The sequence below is a fragment of the Mariniflexile soesokkakense genome (genome assembly GCF_039650365.1).
Taxonomy (GTDB): Bacteria; Bacteroidota; Bacteroidia; order Flavobacteriales; family Flavobacteriaceae; genus Mariniflexile; species Mariniflexile soesokkakense.
Map to the genome: position 1 here is coordinate 132,851 of NZ_JAZHYP010000006.1, position 23,213 is coordinate 156,063.

General features: G+C 33.2%; 20 protein-coding genes. 7 read left to right on the forward strand and 13 right to left on the reverse strand.

The annotated features are described in order from the left end of the window. Nucleotides 1-795, forward strand: a complete 795-nt coding sequence (locus VP395_RS12660; RefSeq protein ID WP_346242383.1) for a cation efflux transmembrane domain-containing protein — start codon at nt 1-3, stop codon at nt 793-795. Here the strand turns inward: VP395_RS12660 and VP395_RS12665 are convergent, their stop codons facing one another. From VP395_RS12665 to VP395_RS12675, 3 genes are read right to left on the reverse strand one after another with little or no spacing between them, the layout of a single operon-like run. After that, the gene (locus VP395_RS12665; RefSeq protein ID WP_346242384.1) at nt 796-2,277 is read right to left on the reverse strand and encodes a hypothetical protein; all 1,482 of its coding nucleotides are present in this window, start codon (nt 2,275-2,277) and stop codon (nt 796-798) included. An 11-nt stretch (nt 2,278-2,288) separates the two neighbouring features. Beyond that, entirely contained in the window at nt 2,289-2,861 is a 573-nt protein-coding gene (locus VP395_RS12670) for a hypothetical protein (protein WP_346242385.1), read from the reverse strand. Continuing rightward, nucleotides 2,845-3,396 carry an RNA polymerase sigma factor gene (locus VP395_RS12675; protein WP_346242386.1) on the reverse strand — a complete coding sequence of 184 codons (552 nt, stop codon included), beginning with the start codon at nt 3,394-3,396 and terminating at the stop codon, nt 2,845-2,847. Before VP395_RS12675 ends, VP395_RS12670 begins: the two co-directional genes overlap by 17 nt. Nucleotides 3,397-3,567: 171 nt before the next feature. Between VP395_RS12675 and VP395_RS12680 the strand changes: the two genes are divergently transcribed. Genes VP395_RS12680 through VP395_RS12690 form a run of 3 tightly spaced genes read left to right on the forward strand, consistent with a single transcriptional unit; the run spans nt 3,568 to nt 7,026 of the window. Beyond that, nucleotides 3,568-4,125, forward strand: coding sequence for a DUF2911 domain-containing protein (locus VP395_RS12680; protein WP_346242387.1), 558 nt, complete (start codon nt 3,568-3,570; stop codon nt 4,123-4,125). Nucleotides 4,126-4,165: 40 nt separating this feature from the next. Continuing rightward, the gene (locus VP395_RS12685) at nt 4,166-6,142 is read left to right on the forward strand and encodes an LTA synthase family protein (RefSeq protein WP_346242388.1); all 1,977 of its coding nucleotides are present in this window, start codon (nt 4,166-4,168) and stop codon (nt 6,140-6,142) included. 2 nt (nt 6,143-6,144) lie between these two features. Further along, a complete protein-coding gene (locus tag VP395_RS12690) occupies nt 6,145-7,026 on the forward strand; it encodes a diacylglycerol/lipid kinase family protein (protein ID WP_346242389.1) in 882 nt (293 codons plus the stop codon). Nucleotides 7,027-7,030: 4 nt separating this feature from the next. On the opposite strand, the gene VP395_RS12695 is transcribed toward VP395_RS12690, so the two are convergent. The 10 genes from VP395_RS12695 to pyrG form a co-directional block, all read right to left on the reverse strand. Further along, entirely contained in the window at nt 7,031-7,600 is a 570-nt protein-coding gene (locus VP395_RS12695; protein ID WP_346242390.1) for a phosphatase PAP2 family protein, read from the reverse strand. A 109-nt stretch (nt 7,601-7,709) separates the two neighbouring features. After that, nucleotides 7,710-7,937 (reverse strand): hypothetical protein, encoded by a 228-nt coding sequence (locus VP395_RS12700; protein ID WP_132216296.1) that lies wholly within the window; start codon nt 7,935-7,937, stop codon nt 7,710-7,712. 101 nt (nt 7,938-8,038) lie between these two features. Further along, a complete protein-coding gene (locus tag VP395_RS12705) occupies nt 8,039-8,485 on the reverse strand; it encodes a hypothetical protein (RefSeq protein ID WP_346242391.1) in 447 nt (148 codons plus the stop codon). Nucleotides 8,486-8,499: 14 nt separating this feature from the next. Continuing rightward, complete coding sequence (locus VP395_RS12710) at nt 8,500-9,876, reverse strand: MATE family efflux transporter (RefSeq protein WP_346242392.1); 1,377 nt, start codon at nt 9,874-9,876, stop codon at nt 8,500-8,502. 279 nt (nt 9,877-10,155) lie between these two features. Next, nucleotides 10,156-11,097 (reverse strand): NAD(P)H-dependent flavin oxidoreductase, encoded by a 942-nt coding sequence (locus tag VP395_RS12715; protein WP_346242393.1) that lies wholly within the window; start codon nt 11,095-11,097, stop codon nt 10,156-10,158. Next, a complete protein-coding gene (locus VP395_RS12720; RefSeq protein WP_346242394.1) occupies nt 11,098-12,714 on the reverse strand; it encodes a S8 family serine peptidase in 1,617 nt (538 codons plus the stop codon). 26 nt (nt 12,715-12,740) lie between these two features. Next, nucleotides 12,741-13,928 carry a tRNA 2-thiouridine(34) synthase MnmA gene (gene mnmA / locus VP395_RS12725; protein ID WP_346242395.1) on the reverse strand — a complete coding sequence of 396 codons (1,188 nt, stop codon included), beginning with the start codon at nt 13,926-13,928 and terminating at the stop codon, nt 12,741-12,743. 77 nt (nt 13,929-14,005) lie between these two features. Continuing rightward, on the reverse strand, nt 14,006-14,704 hold the full coding sequence (locus VP395_RS12730) for a toxin-antitoxin system YwqK family antitoxin (protein WP_346242396.1): 699 nt from the start codon (nt 14,702-14,704) through the stop codon (nt 14,006-14,008). Nucleotides 14,705-14,845: 141 nt separating this feature from the next. Next, nucleotides 14,846-16,741, reverse strand: coding sequence for a membrane protein insertase YidC (yidC, locus tag VP395_RS12735; RefSeq protein ID WP_346242397.1), 1,896 nt, complete (start codon nt 16,739-16,741; stop codon nt 14,846-14,848). Nucleotides 16,742-16,819: 78 nt separating this feature from the next. Then, nucleotides 16,820-18,460, reverse strand: coding sequence for a CTP synthase (pyrG, locus tag VP395_RS12740; protein ID WP_346242398.1), 1,641 nt, complete (start codon nt 18,458-18,460; stop codon nt 16,820-16,822). 319 nt (nt 18,461-18,779) lie between these two features. Here pyrG and trmD point away from each other — a divergent pair, with 319 nt between their 5' ends. The 3 genes from trmD to VP395_RS12755 all read left to right on the forward strand — a co-directional run bounded on the left by trmD (nt 18,780) and on the right by VP395_RS12755 (nt 23,186). Continuing rightward, entirely contained in the window at nt 18,780-19,457 is a 678-nt protein-coding gene (trmD, locus tag VP395_RS12745) for a tRNA (guanosine(37)-N1)-methyltransferase TrmD (RefSeq protein WP_346242399.1), read from the forward strand. Between the two features lie 292 nt (nt 19,458-19,749). Then, nucleotides 19,750-20,100, forward strand: a complete 351-nt coding sequence (rplS, locus tag VP395_RS12750) for a 50S ribosomal protein L19 (RefSeq protein ID WP_117178635.1) — start codon at nt 19,750-19,752, stop codon at nt 20,098-20,100. An 875-nt stretch (nt 20,101-20,975) separates the two neighbouring features. Continuing rightward, nucleotides 20,976-23,186 carry an NADP-dependent isocitrate dehydrogenase gene (locus VP395_RS12755; RefSeq protein WP_346242400.1) on the forward strand — a complete coding sequence of 737 codons (2,211 nt, stop codon included), beginning with the start codon at nt 20,976-20,978 and terminating at the stop codon, nt 23,184-23,186. Nucleotides 23,187-23,213 lie beyond the last annotated feature (27 nt).

Genomic DNA, 23,213 nt, shown 5'->3' on the forward strand with positions numbered 1-23,213 from the left:
ATGGAAAAAGCAATTTTTGAAATTAAGAAAATGGATTGTCCTTCAGAAGAAAATTTAATTCGAATGAAGTTGGAAAATCTATCAAGTATAAAGCACCTTGATTTCGATATTCCAAACCGAAAACTAACCGTTTATCATTTAGGACAAATTGACGAGATAGAACAATCACTTATAGAACTAAATCTGGGGTGTAAAAAGCTTTTAAATCAGCAAAGTAACCAAACAGAATTTTCCGAAGATATAAATCAAAGAAAATTACTTTGCACAGTACTTTTAATAAATTTTTCTTTCTTTCTAATTGAGTTAAGTACAGGCATCATTTCAAAATCAATGGGATTGATTGCTGATAGTTTAGATATGCTAGCAGATGCTTTTGTTTATGGACTTAGCCTTATAGCTGTGGGTGGATCTATAATTAAAAAAAAGAAAATTGCAAAACTTGCTGGTTATTTTCAAATAGCATTGGCTTTTATGGGTTTTGTTGAAGTTGTAAGACGTTTTTTAGGGGCAGAAAAATTACCCGATTTTTCAACAATGATTGTCATTTCAATTTTTGCGCTTATAGCTAACGGTATTTGTTTATACCTGCTACAAAAATCAAAAAGCAAAGACGAAGCTCACATGAAAGCAAGTATGATATTCACTTCAAATGATGTTATTATTAATTTAGGGGTTATAACCGCAGGGGTAATGGTCAATCTATTAAATTCCAATAAACCGGATTTAATAATTGGCTCTGTTGTATTTGTTTTTGTAATTCAAGGAGCCTTTAGAATTTTAAAGCTTAGCAACTAATTACTTCATCGTAACATTACTATATTTAGCATTTATAACAATGCTTTTCCCACTATTTATATTCCCTGTAGAAAATATTTCTGAGGTATCTTTTGAAGATTTTTTTGGATGGCTAAAACGGGTATGGTTCCCAATATGCTGCAAATTATAAGCTACTTTAGGAAGTGAAATGGTTGCGTTACTATTTTGAAGAACAATCTTTAAATTAGTAAACGCATCATCAATTTTTAAAATTTTTAAATCACCTATATTTCCATTAACAACAGCATTTCCTAATAAATTGTTAATGGTAACATTTGAAGAGTTTGAATTTAAAACCAACTGTTTTACGTTATTCAATTTTACGTTTTCAGCATAATTAAGGTTCAACTGCCCTAAATTCCAATAGGTTACATATATAGGTGAGTAAGAAGCATTAATGGAAGTAGAACTCCCATTAATGCCTTGTGCAGTAAGCTTGGTATACGCTAAATTAGCTTTCAAATTATCAATATTAGCAGCAAACTCTATTTCTCCATGCCTTACATCTACTTTTAACTTAGCCTCTTTTGGCATTTTAATTTTAATGGTTTTCTTAACATTAACATTAGACTTCTCGCCTACCATTTTTTCAATTAAAACACGTCTTTCATCTGCTAACTTTTTACGTTCTTGTGATAGATTTTCTCTTATTTGCATATGCTTTTCATGTTCAACCGCTATACGTTTTTGCTGTTGTGCTAGTCTTTCTGTCTGCTGTTCCATGCGCTTAGCAAATTGTTCACCCCAAACCTCCATTTGTTTTCCATATTGTGCTTCCCATTTACCATTAAATTTTTTAGCCCATTCCTCCATTTCCTTGCCATACTTTTCTCCCCATTCCTTACCAAATTTTTCGCCCCAAGCTTCCATTTTTTTGGCATAATTTTTACCGTAATCAGATTCAAACTTCTTTGAGTACTCTTTTAAATACTTCTCACCATCTTTTTGGTAAGCATCATAATCAAACTGCATTTTGCTTATCCCTTCTGGTAAATTTGGTAATTCTGGCATTTCAGGCATCATGGGTAATTCTGGTACCGGTGGCAGTTCGGGCAATTCAGGTAAATCTGCCAATTCAAACTTTAACTCTTTTAAAACGGCATGTACGGCATCGTCATCATGACCAGTAAAACTATGCGACCATGAATTGGAATCGCCGCTTTTTGTTGAAATAGTAACAACACTTTTTGAAGCATCAACAGTTATTTGCCAATCTTTTAATGCCTTTTTAAGGGCTTCTCCACTTAACATTTCACCTTCAATATAGGCTTCAATCTCTATTGTATTTTTATTCCAAGTATCAAAAACAATGTTTGTATAACTCGTGTTTAGGTTGATAGTAACATCTTTATTTACATCAATAGATTGTGCTGTTTTAGTTAGTTTTTGTTGTGAAAACAGAGTCCCAACAACAAAAAAACTTAAAACAAAAAGCTTTATTTTTATAATTGATTTGTTCATTTTTTGATTTTTTAGATGATTTTATTTACTTCTTCAACTCCTGGTTCAGAAGTGCTTAATTCTTTTAATTGTGCTCTTAAACGATGCAATAGATTTAAACGAATTTTCAAATTATCAATTAATGCATTTACTGTTAACTCCCTGGGACCAAATTGGGTTAACTCAACCGATAAGCGCTTATACTCCTTATCAAGATTTTCTAATTCAACAACATAACCATCAAAAACCTCTTTAGTTTCTGGCGTGTATTCTATTTTGGATAACTCAAAGTTTATACTTGCTAAATAATAGTCTTCAACCTTTTTTAATCCAGGTGATATATCACCCAAGGTTTTAGTTTCAACAGTATTTGTAGCAACATTATTTGGCAATGGTATTTCTTGCTTTAAAACCTTAAAAGCACCTAAACCTAAACCTAAAAACACTACAACACTAGCAGCTACTTTTAACCAACCAAATTTATATTCGTTTTCCATTGGTAATGCACCTTCTAACCTTTTAAGAAATCGTTCTTGATGGTTTTCTGGCATCGTTTCGTGCGTCTGTATATCCTTTTTGAATAATTCTTTAATATCTTGTGCCATTTCTTTTAAGTGCTAACAGTTCTTGCAATTTTGTTTTACCTCTAGATAGTTGTGTACGTGATGCGACTTCAGAAATATTTAAAATCTCTGAAATTTCTTGGTGGTCGTAACCATCAATTAAATAAAGCATGACAACATACTGATACTTTTCGGGTAAATTATTAATTGCCTTTTTTACATCGTTTAATGTAATTGCGTCTTCTACCAACCATTTGTCTTCTTCAACAGTATCTACAACTTTGAGGTGCACCTCTTCTAATTCAACAAGTCGTTGTTTTTTAGATTTTAAGAAGTCTATACTTTTGTTTATAACAATACGTTTTAACCAAGCTCCAAAAGTGACTTCTGCTTTGTATTGATGAAGTTTTGAAAAGGCTTTTATAAAGGCCTCTTGCACAACATCTTCAGCATCATCAGCATCTTTCAAAAATCGTTTGGCAACACTATACATACCATCGCAGTACTGGTTATATAACTGCAATTGTGCTTTCCGATTGTTTTGTTTACATTGTTCTATAATGTCAACCTGAAACATGCTAATTTTACTTTTAGTTCTAGTTAGTTCATTTTAAAGACGACAAAAAAAGTGCAGTGTTGCAAAAAAAATATTTTTTTTCGCGAATAAAACAAAACTAAAGAATTCTACGTTTGCATTTTAGAAATCATTACTTTTTAAAGTATCTTTATACCAAATAAATCCCAGTTTATGAATACCTTTTTAAAACGCATTTTAATACTTTTAACCATAGTAGCCGTTGGCTTATTTTTATATTCTTGTTTTGTTGAAAATATTTTCGAAAAACGTTTGAGTCCGAAAGACACCGTCAAGTTTGAATTGAACGACCTGAAACTTAAAGTATTCTACAACAGACCTTACAAGAAAGAAAGAGAGGTTTTTGGTGCTTTAGTGCCTTTCAATCAGGTTTGGAGAACAGGTGCCAATGAAGCAACTACTTTTGAAACCAATCAAAACCTCTCTATAAAAGGTATGACTTTACCTGCTGGAAAGTATACGCTATGGACGGTTCCTAGAGACAGTAGCTGGACGGTTCTTTTTAATTCTAAACAATACTCTTGGGGTGTAAATTCTGAAATGAAACCCATGTGGGACCCTAATTATGATGTTGTAGATATTGAAGTTCCTGTTAAAAAATTAAATTCGCCCGTAGAACAATTTACCATAGCTTTCGATAATTCTACTGATAGCCTATCATTAACTATGGCTTGGGACGATGTTAAAATAGCCGTTCCTCTTAAAGAATAATTTTATTCTTAATTAAAAACGACAAACCCAACCAAATAATATGTGGAATAAAGTTTTCCCAAAACGTTTTGAATTACTAAAAGCATACATCTTAATATTTATATCACTTGCATTTATATTAAGGTTTTGTTTAACATTTTGGTACTATCCACAAATAGATGCTTCCCTATTTGTTTTAATTAAAACCTTTTTAATTGGTTTTCTATTTGATGTTGGTACCGTATCTTTCTTTGCGTTACCATATGCTATTTATTTATTAATCATTCCTAAAAAACTACACGGATCTGTTTTCGATCGCATAATTACTTATATTGGATATTCTCTAGGGCTTCTCATTTTTTTATTCTCTTTTTTTGCTGAAATTACCTTTTGGGAAGAGTTTGAACGTCGCTTTAATTTTATAGCGGTAGATTATTTAATTTACACCTATGAGGTTGTTAAAAACATTAATGAATCTTACCCAATCCCATTGCTATTAGGTGCTATTTTTTTTGTGCTCTTTATAGTTATGCTCATCACTAAAAAAGCAAACATATTCAAAAAAACCTTTAATAACGAGACTGTATTTAAACAAAAATTAATCCCAACAATATTAATTATTCTTACATCTGCCATATTCGCGCTTTTTATAAAAAATGAAGATGCGGAACAATTTAACAATAGATACAACAACGAATTGGCAAAAACAGGTATCTATTCCTTTTTTGCTGCTTTTAGAAGCAACGAATTATCATACACCGAGTTTTATAATACTATTGATGAAGATAAGGCTTTCGCTAAAGTAAAACAAAAATTAACAGCTCCCAATAGCGAATTTCTACAACCAAATGAAAGACAAATTTTTAGAACGATAACGCATAGTGACAGCTTACAGCCTGCTCAAAAACCCAATGTTATTTTTATTTGTATTGAAAGTTTAAGTGCTTCATATCTTAATTCATTAGGAAGCGAATTAAAAATAACACCAACCCTCGATTCCCTATCAAACAAAAGTTTATTTTTCACCAACCTATATGCTACTGGCACACGTACCGTAAGAGGTATGGAAGCCATTACTTTATCAATTCCACCAACACCTGGAAGAAGCATTGTTAAACGTGATAATAACACCAATTTATTCACTATTGGAGAAGTCTTTAATCAACAAGGGTACGAGCGTAATTTCTTTTATGGTGGTGATGGCTATTTTGATAATATGAACACCTATTTTGGAGGAAACGGTTTTAATATAATTGATAGAGGAAGAGGTTTTTTGTTAGACTCAGATATAAAAACAAAGAGAACCAATATTGATGATGATGAAGTCTCTTTTGAAAATGCTTGGGGCGTTTGCGATGAAGATATTTACAGTAAAGTTATTAAGGAAGCCGATGAGGCATATCTTACCGAAACACCTTTCTTTAATTTTGTAATGACCACCTCCAATCACCGTCCATTTACTTATCCTGAAAATAAAATTGATATTCCTTCGGGTACTAGTAGAGAAGGGGCCATAAAATATACCGATTACGCCATCGGCAACTTTTTAAAACAAGCCCAAAAAAAACCTTGGTTTAATAATACCGTGTTTGTAATTATGGCAGACCATTGTGCTAGTAGTGCAGGACGCTGGAACTTAAATATAGATAAGTACCGCATTCCTGCCATGATTTTCAACCTAGAAAATGCAGCCCCTCAAAAAATAGAAAAATTAAGTTCGCAAATTGATATGTTCCCTACCCTATTTGCGCTTTTAAATTGGGATTATTCTTCTAATTTATTCGGATTGGATATTATGAAAATGAAAAAAGCCGATGAACGTGCCTTTATAGGTAATTACCGCAATTTAGGACTTCTAAAAGACCAAAAGTTAATGATTTTAAGCGATCAACATGTTGTTAATTATTATGAATGGGAAACAGATAACGATAATTTAATACCTAAGCCTATTGATACTAACTTGTTGGAAGAAACCATTTCATTTTATCAAGTGGCAGATTACCTGTATCGCAATAACGGCCTCAAATTAATAAAATAGTAGTGAGACATATACACTTTATTCTAAACCCAAAAGCAGGAAGGGGGAATAACACTATTGATTTAGCACTTCTTAATAAACATTTTGACAAAAAAGACTTTACTATAGTTATAAAACCTACAAGTTATAAAAAACATGCAATTAAATTAGCCCAAGACTCCATTACCGAAAATGCAGATATTATTGTAGCATGTGGTGGCGATGGTACCATTAATGAAGTCGCATCTTGCTTAATTAATTCCAATATTGCTTTAGGGATTATACCTATTGGCTCTGGAAATGGCTTAGCCTCTAATCTAAACATTCCAAAGAACATTAATAATGCACTTGCATTAATTAAAAAACAGTCTACAAAGAAAATTGATGTTGGGCAGTTAAATAACCATTACTTTTTTAGCAATACCGGAATTGGTTTTGATGCGCAAGTAATAAAAAATTACGAAGCATCTAATGAAAGAACCCTGTCTAGCTACATTAAGGCCACTTTAAAATCATTAAAAAAAGTTAATAAGTTAGTCGAAGTTGAAACCTCTATAAACGGTAAAACCATTCAGCATAAGCCTTTTTTAATTTTTATTTCAAATTCAAATCAAATGGGTTACAATGTAAGTTTAACCCCAAAGGCATCTTTAGAAGATGGCAAGTTAGACATACTTATTGTAAAAAAAATTGGAGCATTTAAAATATTCTTATTTAGTATATTAATGTTTTTAAAGCTTCATCATATTTTAAAAGAAGTCGATTGTTATCAAACAAAACAATTAAAAATAGCACAAAAAGATAAACCATTATTTCAAACACAAATTGATGGTGAATTTATAATGGTAAAAAATCCAGTTATTAATATTTCAATACTTGAGAAAGCTTTAAAAGTAATCGCTTAAGGTATTATATTGCTTTAAACCTAACTAAAAGATAGTTCGCCAATTTATAAAATAAGAAACCAGCTATTGCTCCAAAAGTTAAGCCACAAAAAATATCTAAAGGGTAATGTACCCCTACATAAATTCTGCTATAAGCCACAACAGCACTCCAAAAAAGTAAAATAAATATTAAATTTTTATAATATGGGCGCAGCATCAACCCAGCAAAAACGGCTGCCGCCATAGAGTTTGATGAATGCCCCGAAAAGAACCCATACTTTCCACAACGCACAGCAATAAAACGTATGTGGTCTATTAAATCTACTTCGCCACAAGGTCGAGGTCTTTGAAAACCACGCTTAAACACGTTCGTAATTTGGTCGGTAAACGTTATCATTAAAGCCACAAGCACTACAAAAACCAATAGGGCTTTAAGTCCGAATTTTTTATATAAAAGAAACAATAAAATGGCATATAAGGGTACAAAAGTAGCTTCATGTGTTATAACTAGCCACAAATTATCCCAAGTTGGAGAACCTAATTTATTTAAAAACAAAAATAGTTTGGTATCGTATTCTAAAAGCTGTTCTATCATTTTAAAGTTATTTTGGCGTTCCCTATCGGGTCAGGCTATCCGTTATAAGTCCTCGCTCCCCCGATACTTTGGGGTCGCTGTGGGCTTTCCACTTCTATCCTTAACGCAACTACTCTTCGTATTTTAAAATTTCATTATCATAAAACTCGGTAGCCAATTTCACCATATTTTCAGTTTCGGCTAGTAATTCCTTTTCATCTTCATCATCAAAATCTTCAAACCATTCAATTTCATCATCTTCAAGATTGATAATAAATCTAGGAAATTCAGTATGAATCACATAAATAGCATTTGGATAATCGGTATTATCACCAAGTATAAATTTTGGAAGGCTCATTTTAATTTGTTAGTTACAAGTACCAAAAATAGCACTTAAGTTATTTAATTAATCAAAGTTATAATTTATTAGCTATTGAAATAAAAACAGTCAATAATTTATTAATCATATTTATTCATTGGTATTGATTTCTTTTTATAATTAAGAAATATCTTTTCAAATTTTCGTTCTAAAACCATTTTCTTATCATCATCATTTATCACAAAACTTATTTTAGTTAACCATCTCTTAGAAACATTCGAATAATCTGACTCAATCTCCTTAGTATCAGAAAAATAAGTTATTTTATCATTCCCGTTTATAAAAACAAGGGTACTGCCATCAAAGGTTTTTATATTACTTCCGCTTAAAACAGTAATATTTAAAAACTCGTAGTCTGCCAAATTCTGAAAAGACACAAAAAGTTTTCCATATTCAGATTCAGCGATTAATTCTCCTTCAATTTTAGAAATTAAGCCTTCGGTATATGTATCTATGTGCGTTCGCTCCATGGCTCTAATATTGCCAAAACCAGCTAAAATCTTATCAAACGCTTTTAATAACTTCATCTACAATTAATATTTTACCGAATGTCTTTAATAAACTTTTTAGTTAAAAAGTTAAATCGAATGTATAATAAAATAGCCGCAGTTGTTAACCCTGCCAGTAAACCTAACCAAATACCAAAACTACCATAAGCTTCTTCCTTTCCTAAAAACCAGCTAATAGGAAAACCAATAAGCCAATACGAAATAAAGGTGATAATGGTTGGTATTTTAACATCTTGCAAACCACGTAATGCACCTAAAAAAATAACTTGAATACTATCACTTATTTGAAAAACCGCAGCGACTATTAAAAGTTTGGAGGCTATTTTTACAACTTCGGAATTATCTACAAAATTCTTGGCATCATCAAAATCCACATACAATTTTGGTAATTGGTTGTGCAATAAAAAGAACATGGCAGCAAAACAAAACGCTAAGAAAATACCCAATAAGAATATAGAAAAGGCTATACGGCGTAAATCGACATAATTTTGCAGTCCTTTTTGGTTGCCTACTCGTATCATAGCCGCTACACTTAAGCCCATGGCTACCATAAAAGTCATAGAACTTAAATTTAATGCAATTTGATTTGCCGCTTGTGGATTTTTTCCCAGCAAACCACTTAACCAAATAGCAGCGGTAAAAATCCCTACCTCAAAAAACATTTGCATCGCACTGGGCATTCCTAAATCAAGTAGCTTTCTAAGCATTAATTTATCCAACACAAAAAACTTTAGGTTCAATACATATGCTTTCGATTTATCTTTTAATTTCAATAAAAGCCACAAATACCAAACCATGATGATTCTAGATATAAGTGTACCGTAAGCAGCGCCTACTATACCCATTTCAGGAAAACCAAATTTCCCAAATATGAGTAAATAGTTTAAAACTACATTCAAAACATTTGCTAAAATAGTCGCATACATGGGATAACGTGTCAATGACAAGCCTTCACTAAACTGTTTAAACCCCTGAAAAACAATTAACGGTATCAATGAAATAGCTACCAAATCTAAATATGGAATTGCCAACTCTACAACCTCTACGGGCTGTTTCATTAAATGCATAAGTGGCTTTGCTAAAAGTACCATTAGAAAAAGTGCAATACTTAGCATAGTGCATAAAAACAACCCATGTTTAAATATCGATTTCCCCTTTTCAAAGTCCTTTTCAGCATCTGCTTCGGCAATTAAGGGCGTAATAGCCGTTGAAAAACCTATACCCAAAGACATGGCTATAAACATAAAACTATTGCCTAGCGATACGGCAGCTAGTTCTGCCGTTCCCAATTGTCCAACCATTACATTATCAACAAAACCAACAAAGGTATGCCCTAGCATCCCTAACATAACTGGGGCTGCTAATTGCCAATTGTATTTAAACTCTTTGGTGTAGTTTTTTAATTGCATTCTGCAAAAATAGTCTTTAGGAATAGCTTAGAGCCATTTTTAAAAAAAATCATTCAAATGATAAAAAATTAACAAATGTTAGTAACTTATGATAAACTTAAAAAAACACCCAAATGAATTTTCATAAATTCGTTAAGCCTAAAAAGTGATTCTCATATAAGAATTTATAGCACTTAAGAAACTCCAAGCTTTTATTTTATAGGGATTTAAAATATTAGGGCTAATTCGTTTCTATATTAAAAAAAGGGAATTAATTTTCCCTTTTTTATTTGTTTTATTTTATAAGTGTACAACTTGTTCTTTGGATAAATTAAATTCATACAACAAATCTTCAACTATTTGAGCCACTGGTTTTATATCGTGTATTAACCCCGCAATTTGCCCTATTTCAAGTTCACCATTGTCTAAATCACCTTCAAACATACCCTTTTTGGCACGTGCTCTACCTAATAATTCTTTTAACTGAGTAAGTGTAGGCGCTGTTTTATATAGTTCCTGTACCTCGTTATAAAACTTATTCTTTATTAAACGTACTGGTGCTAATTCTTTTAATGTTAATTGGGTATCACCTTCTTTGGCATTTACTACAACTTGTTTAAAAGCTTCGTGTGCCGAACTTTCTGTACTGGCAACAAATCGACTTCCAACCTGAACACCATCGGCACCCAAAACCATTGCTGCTAACATGGCGCGACCAGTGGCAATACCTCCAGCTGCTATCAAAGGAATTAGGAGTTGTTCTTTAACCATTGGAATTAATGTGAACGTTGTGGTTTCATCGTGTCCATTATGCCCACCGGCTTCAAAACCTTCAGCAACCACAGCATCAACACCTGCTTCTTGTGCTTTTAAAGCAAACTTGACGCTACTTACCACATGCACAACTGTAATCCCGCGTTCTTTTAACCACAACGTCCAAGTTTTTGGGTTTCCTGCTGAAGTGAACACTATTTTAACATCTTCGTCTACAATAATATCCATGATTTCTTGAATATTAGGATACAACATAGGCACGTTTACACCAAACGGTTTGTTGGTTGCCCTTTTGCACTTTTGAATGTGATCTCGCAATACTTCAGGGTACATAGAACCTGCTCCAATTAATCCTAAAATACCAGAATTACTTGCTGCCGATGCCAGGCGCCAACCACTATTCCAAACCATACCGGCTTGAATAATGGGGTGCTCTATATGAAACAATTGGGTAATTCTGTTTGCCATTTATTGCTTGATAATTTTTATAGTTTTTGATGTATTTGAAGACTCCAATTGTAAAAAATACATCCCTTTTGAAAATGATGACATTTCAATTTGACTATTAGTAGGTGTAATGACTTTACTTAGCAAGTGTTTACCTAACATACTGAAAATATTTACAAAAATAAGGTTTTCATTGGTAGGCAACTTAAAATAAACAAGGTCTCTCACTGGGTTTGGAAAAATGTGTATCTCTTGGTCACGAAACTCATCTTCAACAGATAACACCGTATTTAAAGCCACCTGAAAATTAGGAATACCATAACCTAAAAAATAATCTGGCGAATTAAATTGTGAAGCTGATTCGCGAATTAACTGCATAATTTCGGCATTCGTTTTATTTGGTAAGGCTTGCCATAAACACACAATGCCTCCTGCCATAATTGGTGAACTAAACGATGTTCCGTTAACATTAGCCATAACATCAGTTTCGGTAATTACCGCACTGGCCTGCCCTTGCGCTACAACATCTGGTTTGTGAGTAGGTTGAGTGTTATTTCCACGTGAACTAAAAGTAGCATAATTGCCATCAAAATTTACTGCTCCAATTGAAAAAACTCCGGGAGCATCGGCTGGTGCTCCAACAATACCCCAACTATTATTTCCTGAGTTTCCTGCAGAATTAACTACCAAAATTCCTTTTTCAAAAGCTATATTTGCACCTCTAGTAATAAAAGCGGTATTCCCATTCATATCACCAGTAGTATAACTATAATTAGGATTATCATAAGTGGTATACCCTAAAGACGAGTTTATAACATCTACTCCTAAACTATCGGCGCGTTCAGCAGCTTCTACCCAATAACTTTCTTCAACGGGGTTTTCATTAGGACCATCTTCTGTAACAAATAAATAATAAGACGCGTCTGGAGCTGTACCTACATATTGATTTTCAACATAACCAGCCATGGTACTTAATACTAAAGTTCCGTGATTACTTGTTGTATTAGTATAAACAATGGTATCTCGATCTACAAAATCGTAAGTTCCTAAAATATTATTGGCATTTCTTAACCGCTGAAAAGCAATCATTGTATTTACATTTTTGAAGCCTCCATCTAAAATAGCCACCGTCATTCCTATTCCTGTATAGTTTGCTAAATGCAATTGGTCGCCTTTAATCATTTGAATTTGATTTGTAGCGTTACCATAATTAAAAGTAGTTAACGTTTCAGTGAATTTTGATTGTTGCTTTTGCTGTACTTTCTTTGAATTGTTCAAGCTTCTATCGGCAAACTCTATATGGTCTACAAAAGAAAAACTAGTTACTAAATTATTAATATCGGTTTCGCTACCTCTAACATGCACCGCATTAAACCATTTAGATTTTGCCATAACAATAATACCTAGCGCTGCTTTAAGTTGGGAAATGTAGGTTTCGTTTACAGGTACATCTCGGGCATCAATAACTACATTGTGCCTGGCCTTTCTGTCGATGGATTTTTGAGTTAAAATAGTGTTGGGGTTTGCTATCCTATTTGAGACATCTTGTTTGTCTTTAAAATATACCCAAGCATCTTGTTGTGCAAGAAAAAAGATAGGAGTGCACAACAATATTAGAAAAAACAGTTTTTTTTTCATTGCAAATAGAATTAAGTTATTGCAAGTTAAGAAATAACCCCCGAACCAACTAACTCATCTTCTAAATACCACGCCACAAACTGCCCCTCGGTTATTGCCGATTGAAACTCCTCAAATTCCACATACAAACCACCGTCTACTTTATGAAGCGTCGCAGTTTGCAAAGGTTGTCTGTATCTAATTCTAGCTTGAACTTGTATGGTTTCATCAACTTGTAAAGCCAAATCTTCTCGAATCCAATGCAGTTCTTCGTTACTAACAAAAAGTGCTTTTTTCAACAATCCAGGATGTTCCTTACCTTGCCCAGTGTAAATAACGTTTTCTTCAACATCGGTATCTATTACAAATAAAGGTTCCAAAGTACCTCCAACAGCCAATCCTTTACGTTGGCCTTTTGTGAAATAATGTGCCCCTTGGTGCTTGCCAACTACTTTTCCGTAATCAACTTTATAACTGATTTTGCGTGATAAATACTCTAATTTTTCTTCTTCTGAATGAAATTTGGGTACTTCTACACTAAAAATTTCTTGATTATAGGGGATTTCAACAATAATACCTTCTTTTGGTTTTAGTTGCTGTTGAAGAAAATCGGGTAATTTCACTTTACCAATAAAACAAAGCCCTTGAGAATCTTTTTTATCTGCCGTTACCAAATCCAATTCCATAGCTATTTCACGGACTTGTGGTTTGGTTAATTCACCTATGGGAAACAATGATTTTGCTAATTGTGCTTGTGATAATTGGCATAAAAAATACGACTGGTCTTTATTATCATCTTTACCTGCTAATAACTGATATATTTCTTTACCACTTTTTTGAATGGTTCCTTTTCTGCAATAATGCCCTGTCGCGACATAATCGGCACCAAGTTCTAAGGCTATATTCATAAACACATCAAACTTTATCTCTCTGTTACAAAGCACATCGGGATTTGGTGTTCTTCCTCTTTCATATTCGTGGAACATATAATCTACAATACGTTCTTTGTACTGCTCACTTAAATCGACTGTTTGAAAAGGAATACCCAATTTTTCAGCCACTAACATAGCATCGTTACTATCGTCTAACCAAGGGCATTCGTTTGAAATCGTTACCGAATCATCATGCCAATTCTTCATAAACAACCCAATAACCTCATACCCTTGCTGCTTTAACAAATAAGCTGCAACGCTAGAATCTACACCACCAGAAAGTCCAATTATAACTCGTTTCATTTTACAAATTTATGAATAAAAAAAGGTAACATAAAGATGCTACCATGATTTATATTTATAGCTATAATAAGTTTTTCTTATTGCTTTTTAACGTACTTAGGAACGTAAGTAAAATCTTTTTCTTCTGTTAGTTTGCCGTCTTCATAATATTTCCAAACACCCACTTTCTTATCATTTTTATATAGACCCTCTGCAACCAATTCGTTTTTAGGCGAATAATATTTGGAATACCCGTGCAATTCACCATTCACATAAACCAATTCACTTAACAACACATTTTTATCGGAATACACCACAGAAACTCCATCTAGCTTACTGTCTTTATAGTGTTGTTTTTCAGCCAATTGCCCATTTGGGTAATATACAGTGCGCTCTCCATGTAAATTGCCTAAGTCGTTATAATACTCTAAAGTTAAAAGCTTATTGTTGGTTTTTTGATAATATTTCCACTCACCAATATACTTTTTACCATCCATTTGCCCTTCACTAACAACTTTTCCTGTTGAAGCAAAAAACTTAACATTGACTTTAGAATCGTTTTCATTAAACTCTTTAGTGGCCGTCAAAACCGCCTTATTCTTTATATTTTTATAAAACTTAAACGTCCCTATTTCCTTTCCGTGAAAAAATTCGCCTTCATATCTAGCTATGTTTGTACCTTCAAAATTCTTCTTCCATATACCATGGTATTTTCCATTAGCATCCAATTGATTGATTTCTTGGGCTGAAATAAGGGTCGCTATTAATAAAAGTAAGGTTAAAAAAACTGTTTTCATAAAAACTTATACTTATTCTATTCATTAAACGGAACATTGCTTGTCAAATTGTATCTAACAAAAAAGCTGCCAAATTGATTTAATGGCAGCTTTTTAAACTTTGCTTAATACCTACAAGGTTAAAAAAACCTTGCAGGATACTTATTTTTTGCGTTTTTGTTGTATTTGTTTTTGCTGCTCTGCCTGCTCCATCATTTCCTTCATTTTCTTCTGGAAACGACTTTCTTTTTTAGGTTTCTTTTTATTTTCTTGAATTTGAGCATGTATTTTATCTTCATCAAGAATGTAATTTTTAATTACTAAAATGATACCAATACTAATAACGTTTGAAATAAAATAGTACAAACTCAATCCTGATGCGTAATTGTTGAAGAAAAACAACATCATAATTGGAGAAAAGTACATCATATACTTCATCATTTTAGCCATATCTGGCATGCCTTCTTGTGTTGGTTGGGACGCCATTTGGTCGCCCGTTGTTAATCGCATATAGAAGAAAATAGCAATAGAGGCTAATATTGGGAACAAACTAACGTGATCGCCATAAAACGGAATATTAAAAGGCAATTCCGCAATGGTATCATAAGATGATAAATCTTCTGCCCAAAGGAAGCTTTTCTGTCTTAAATCAAACGCCGATGGAAAAAATTGAAACAGTGCATAAAACACAGGCAACTGCACCAAAGCTGGTATACAACCTGCCATAGGACTTGCTCCTGCCTTGTTTTGTAGCGCTAAGGTTTCTTGTTGCGCTTTCATTTTATTGTCTTTATGCTTCGCACGAATAGCATCTAATTCTGGTTTTAGAATTTTCATTTTCGCTTGCGATAAAAACTGTTTGTATTGAACAAACGACAATATCAATTTAATTAAAATCGTCATCACGATAATAGCAATACCATATGGTAAAAACTTACCAAGCAAAGCAAATAAAGGAATAAAAACGTATTTGTTAATCCATCCAAAAATACCCCAACCTAATGGTACTATTTCATCTAAATTTCTATCGTATTTATTTAAAATTTTAAAATCACTTGGGCCATAGTACAAATCCATCGATTTATTAATTTCACCACCAGCAAATTCCAAAGGCAGTTTTGCCGAAAAAGCTTTAGTATAAACCGTATCGATATCTTCGTTTTGAACTAAGTTTCTAGATTCAAAAGCACCAGTTTTAAAAGGTGTATCTGCCAATAAAATAGAGGTAAAGAAATGTTGTTTGAAGGCTACGTAGGTTACATCTTCAGCAGTATCATCAGATAATTCACTTTGACCTAAATAATCATCTTTTCCATCTTCGTATTCGAAAACCACCTCGGTGTATCTATTTTCATAAGAAATACTTTTAGCATGACGGTAGGTTTTTATATTCCAATCTAAATTAACAGGTTGCAAACTGTTTACTACATCGCTCAAGCCTTGTGAACGGATGGTGAAATCTAACATATAATCACCTTCTTTTAGCTCGTACCTATATTCTAAAAACTTAGTTTCAGACACCTTTAGCTTCATGGAAATGACTGTGGCTTTCCCATTTTTTGTAACCGTTGGCTGAAAATATAAATCTTTAGTATTTAGAATTCTACTATCGGTAGTACCAAAATTAATATTTAAAGAAGCATTATTGTCTTTAATGATATAGATAGGTCTATCCTTAAAATCGGTATGCTTTTTAAGCTTTACTTCAGAAAGGTACCCTCCTTTATTATGGAATTTTAAAGCTAATAAATCGCTTTCTACAACGGTTTCTTCTTTTGATGCTGTGGCAGCAGAATAAGCAAAAACACCTAGTTTGCTTTTTAAATTCACTAATTGAAGTGAATCGGTTGTACCAACTTTAAAATCTTCGGCAGAAGTTACTTTAGTTTGGTTTTGTGTTTTAGCTTTGTTTTCGGCTTCAACTTGCTCTTGTTTTGCTTTCTCTTGTGCTTTAATTTCTTCTGGCGTTGGTTGATTTTGCCAAAGCATATACATTAATATTCCGAAAATAAGTAAAAATCCTATTATCGAATTAACATCTAATTTTTTTTCTTCCATGTTTTATCTATATAAGACCTCACAAGTTTTATACCAGTGAGGTCTGAGCATTGTTAATAATCAAAAAACTGACCAATATTAATTTTGTGCCATTCTGACACTTGACTTCTTCTTTTTATAATTTAAAGCCGCTTTAACAAATGCCACAAATAATGGATGTGGATTGGCAACGGTACTCTTGTATTCTGGATGGTACTGCACCCCAACAAACCACGGATGGCTTGGTAATTCTACAATTTCCACTAATCCTGTTTCAGGATTTAGACCAGTGGCTATCAAACCTGCAGCTTCCATTTGTTGCTTATATTTACTGTTAAATTCGTAACGGTGCCTGTGACGCTCTTTAATGCTTTCTGCTTTATAAATATCACGCACAGCACTACCCATTTTTAAATCACAATCCCAAGCGCCTAAACGCATGGTACCTCCCTTATCGGTAATGGTTTTTTGGTCTTCCATTAAACCTATAACCGGATTTTTAGTATCCGGACTCATTTCGGTAGAATCTGCATCTTTAAGATTCAATACGTTTCTAGCAAATTCTATAACTGCCATTTGCATCCCCAAACAAATACCAAAAAATGGCACATTATTTTCGCGGACAAATCGTACCGCATCAATTTTACCTTCAATACCACGTTCACCAAAACCTGGCGCTACTAAAACTCCATCTAAATGAGCTAGTTTTAGTTTGATATTATCTTCATTTAAATATTCAGAATGTACTGACTCTATATTTACTTTCACTTCGTTTTCTGCACCTGCATGAATAAACGCTTCTAGAATCGATTTATATGAATCTTGTAACTCAACATACTTCCCAATTAAACCAATAGTAATTTCGGTTTTTGGATTTTTATGACGGGTTAAAAATTGATTCCATTTGGTAATATCGGGTACAGAACTTTTTAAACCTAATTTTTTAAGCACCACTTTATCCAAACCTTCATCTAACATTAAATTTGGTACATCGTAAATGGTCGAAGCATCGATAGATTGTATCACCGCTTCTTCTCTAACATTACAGAACAAGGCTAATTTTTTACGTAAATCGTATGGTAAATCATGCTCTGTTCTACAAACCAAAATATCGGCTTGTACACCGCTCTCCATCAGGGTTTTAACACTATGTTGTGTCGGTTTCGTTTTTAACTCGCCAGCGGCAGCTAAAAATGGCACTAAAGTTAAGTGGATAACAATACCGTTATTGTCACCTAAATCCCAACGTAATTGACGCACGGCTTCTATATATGGCAACGATTCTATATCGCCAACCGTTCCTCCAATTTCAGTAATGATAATATCGTAATCGCCCGATTTTCCTAAAAGCTGAATACGTTCTTTAATTTCATCGGTAATATGAGGTACCACTTGAACCGTTTTACCTAAAAACTCTCCGCGACGCTCTTTTTGTATAACACTTTGGTAAATTCGCCCTGTAGTTACGTTGTTTGCTTGACTGGTTGGTACGTTTAAAAAACGCTCGTAGTGTCCTAAATCTAAATCGGTTTCGGCACCATCTTCTGTTACATAGCATTCACCATGTTCATATGGGTTTAAGGTTCCTGGATCTACATTAATATACGGATCTAGTTTTTGAATAGTTACCCGATATCCTTGGGCTTGAAGTAGTTTGGCAAGTGATGCTGCAATGATGCCCTTTCCTAATGATGATGTAACCCCTCCGGTTACAAAAATGTATTTTGCTGTAGTTGTCATGTTGCGCTTATAAACGCAGGCAAATTTACAAAATTTAAATAGTTATTATCTAATAAGTTTTTAGTTATTTAATGATTGTTTTTAACAAGGGTATTGATAAGAAAATTAGGTTTTTTTTTACAGATGAAAAATTTTAGTTTTTAAAATCGATTGAATTTGTTTAGCGCTAGAGGTTAAACATTAAAATTATTTTATACCAAGTCGTTAGCGGTCATTATAAATTTTAGCATATAGCCATATTTCAGGACAAGACATTCCTAAAAACCACATTCCTAAAATTCATTAATTCAATTATATTTGCAGTTCTTAATACAGAACGATGCGCATTGATATTATTACCGTTTTACCAGAATTGCTTAAAAGTCCTTTTGAAGCCTCTATTTTAAAACGTGCTATTGAAGCTAATTTAGTTGAAGTCCATTTTCATAATTTACGTGATTATGCTTCTGACAGGTACAAATCTATTGACGATACCCAATTTGGTGGTGGTGCTGGTATGGTAATGATGATTGAGCCTATTGATAAATGTATTTCAGCATTAAAGGCTCAACGTGATTATGACGAGGTTATTTACATGACACCAGATGGTGAGACTTTAAAACAGGGTATTGCCAACCAAATATCCTTAAAAGAGAACATTATTATTTTATGCGGACACTATAAAGGTGTTGACCAACGGGTACGTGACCTTTTTATAACACGAGAAATCTCAATTGGCGATTATGTACTGTCTGGTGGCGAGTTGGCTGCCGCAGTACTTTGTGATGCCATTATAAGATTAATACCTGGGGTATTAGGCAATGAGACTTCTGCCCTAACCGATTCATTTCAAGACAATTTATTAGCCCCCCCCATTTACACCAAACCCAGAGAATATAAAGGATCAAAAGTACCAGAACTTTTATTTAGTGGCAACTTCCCCAAAATTGAAAAATGGCGTGAGGAGCAAGCTTATTTACGCACTAAAGAACGCAGACCTGATTTATTGAATGAGTAATGCCATTCTATGCTTGTAAAAGCATAGAATTTACAATTATTACTTTGATTGTCGATTCATCCTTTCGCGGTAATCACAAATAAACAAAAGATATAGCGGACAACCTGACTTTTTGCTTACCTTAAACATTCAATTTTAGCCTATTATTCAAAGCAAAAAGAAACACCATAAAAATTATAATTATTAATTGTAGATTGTTAATTATTAATTATATTTGCACCCAATTTCGGGTTAACCTCTGGCGAAAATCGTGAATGTTGTTCTGAATTAATCATTATTAAAATTTAAAGATATGGAATCTTTAGTAAAATTTGTACAAGACGAATTTGTAGCAAAAAAAGACTTTCCAGAGTTTGGAGCTGGAGACACAATTACTGTATATTATGAAATTAGAGAGGGCGAAAAAGTTCGTACTCAGTTTTTTAGAGGTGTAGTAATTCAAAGAAGAGGATCTGGTTCATCAGAAACTTTTACCATTAGAAAAATGTCTGGTACTATTGGTGTGGAACGTATTTTTCCTGTTAATTTACCTGCATTACAAAAAATTGAAGTTAATAAACGCGGTAAAGTGCGTAGAGCTAGAATCTACTACTTTAGAGGTCTTACTGGTAAAAAAGCCAGAATTAAAGAGCGCAGACGTTAATAAAGTATTATTACAAAAGCAAATAAAATAAGCCCTAGAAATTTTTCAGGGCTTTTTTTTATTAACAAAAGTTAATAACTTCGGTTTATAAGTAGTTGATATATAAAATGTTAAATGTCTTGGTTTTTCGGTATTTGTGTATTATCTTAGCAAATAAGGAACAAAAAATACAGTGCAAACTGGTTTCATTTGAAAAGTGAATTTGAATTAGTTTCTTATAAGGTAACGTTCTTTAATTTATTTTAATTGTTTTTTGAGGTTTTAATGCAGCATGTGTAAGTGTGAGGTAGCAAAAAAACCAAGATATTATAAAAAGTTCTGCATATCGATATAGGCAGAAACTAGTATAATTGAAAGCTTAAAAAAATAACACTGCCGAAAGGATTGTTATTACAATTAAAGCAATGTCTTAAAAAAACTTGACGTTAAAACGAAAAGTAAGATTAATGGCATCAAGAAAAACAATTATTAGAAGCATTTTTAGTAATAGGTCAATACATTTTGAAAATTACAGAAATGTTTCCTTGAAATAATAGCACTTAAATTGAAAAAATTTAGATTAAGAACTAAATTGATTTGGTAAAATACCAATTAGATTAAGTTATGTTATTTCAAAGAAAGCCATGTCAAAGTAGATTAAATTCTGCAGGGATATGGCTTTTGTTTTTTATAAACTTCTCTCTTATTTAATTAATGAATTCTTATTAGTTAGTATCTTTTTTAAAATTCTGTGAAATATTAATCATATTCACATTTTTGATTAATCGTTTAAGCATTTATAAAAGCCATTTTTTGTATATTCGCGTCGCGAAAACGTTATTGTATATCGCATTTTACTTTATAGCTAAATACTAACATAAAAAACCGTTACATTAATGTCTAAAATTATTTATACAAAAACTGATGAGGCTCCAGCACTAGCAACCCGTTCATTTTTACCAATTGTTAAAGCTTTTGTTAAGTCTTCTGGTATTAATATTGAAACTAGAGACATCTCTTTAGCTGCAAGAATTTTAGCCGTTTTTCCAGATTTTATTAATGAAGACCAACGTGTTTCAGATGATTTGGCTATACTTGGTGAGTTAGCCAAAAGCCCTGAAGCTAATATTATTAAACTACCAAATATTAGTGCTTCTGTTCCGCAGTTAAAAGCTGCAATAAAAGAATTACAATCTCAAGGATTTACAATTCCTAATTATCCAGATGAAGCTACTAACGATGTTGAAAAAGATATCAAATCCCGTTACGATAAAATTAAAGGAAGTGCTGTAAACCCTGTGTTACGTGAAGGAAACTCTGACAGACGCGCACCAAAAGCCGTTAAAAATTACGCTAAAAAGAACCCACACTCGATGGGTGCTTGGAGCAGCGATTCTAAAACGCATGTAGCAACTATGGAGGCTGGCGATTTTGCACACAACGAAAAATCGGTGACATTACCAGAAGCGACCAGTATTAAAATTGTACATACAAACAGTGCAGGAACTGCAACTGTATTAAAAGATAGTTTCAAATTATTACAAGGCGAAATCATTGATAGCACTGTTTTAAGCAAAACGGCATTAGTAAGCTTTTTAGAAGCTCAAATAGCAGATGCAAAAGCGAACGGTGTATTGTTTTCATTGCATATGAAAGCGACCATGATGAAAGTGAGTGATCCTATTATTTTTGGATATGCTGTTAAAGTGTTTTTTAAAAATGTATTCGAAAAGCATGCTGAAACTTTAGAAAAAGTTGGAGTAGATGTGAATAATGGTTTTGGAAATTTAGTTGAAAAATTACCGAGTTTACCAGAAGCTAAACGTAACGAAATTCAAGCAGATATTGATTTAGCGTTCAAAAACGGTCCTGCTGTAGCTATGGTAAATAGCGATAAAGGTATTACCAATTTACACGTACCTAGTGACGTTATTATAGATGCTTCTATGCCTGCCATGATTCGTACATCTGGACAAATGTGGAATGCAGAAGGAAAACTTCAAGACACCAAAGCAGTTATTCCAGATAGCAGTTATGCTGGCATTTATGCTGCGACTATAGATTTTTGTAAAAAACATGGTGCATTCGACCCTACTACAATGGGTACTGTACCTAATGTAGGCTTAATGGCTCAAAAAGCTGAGGAATACGGCTCCCATGATAAAACATTCGAAATTCCATCTAAAGGAACGGTAAGCGTTATTGATGCTTCTGGAAATACTTTATTACAGCACACTGTAGAAGCTGGGGATATTTGGAGAATGTGCCAAACTAAAGATGCACCTGTTCAAGATTGGGTTAAATTGGCCGTTACACGTGCTAAAGCTTCGGAAACACCTGCTGTATTCTGGTTAGATGAAAATAGAGCGCACGATGTAGAATTAATCAAAAAAGTAAACACCTATTTAAAAGATTATGATACTACTGGTTTAGATTTAAAAATCTTATCGCCAATAGATGCAACCTTATTTACTTGCGAAAGACTTAAAGAAGGTAAAGACACAATATCGGTTTCAGGAAATGTATTACGTGATTATTTAACTGATTTATTCCCTATTTTAGAAGTTGGTACTAGTGCAAAAATGTTATCAATTGTACCTTTAATGAACGGTGGCGGCTTGTTTGAAACGGGTGCAGGTGGTTCTGCTCCAAAACACGTTGAACAGTTTATTACTGAAAACCATTTACGTTGGGATTCTTTAGGTGAATTTTTAGCTCTTGCAGTTTCTTTAGAACATTTATCAATTGCAAACAATAATCCTAGGGCACAAATTTTAGCCGACACTTTAGATGCTGCTACAGGTCAATTACTTGACAACGGAAAATCACCTTCTCGTAAAGCAGGTGAATTAGATAATAGAGGAAGTCACTTTTATTTAGCCATGTATTGGGCACAGGCTTTAGCAAACCAAACAAAAGATGCTGCTCTAAAAGCAGAATTTGAACCAATCGCTAAGCAATTGACTGAAAATGAAACTGCTATTGTTAACGAGCTTAACCAAATTCAAGGAAACCCAGTAGATATTGGTGGTTATTACGAACCAAATGACGCTTTAATTAATAAGGCTATGCGTCCAAGTAAAACACTTAACAGCATCTTAAGCTAAGATAAAAAATAAATACTATTTTAAAAA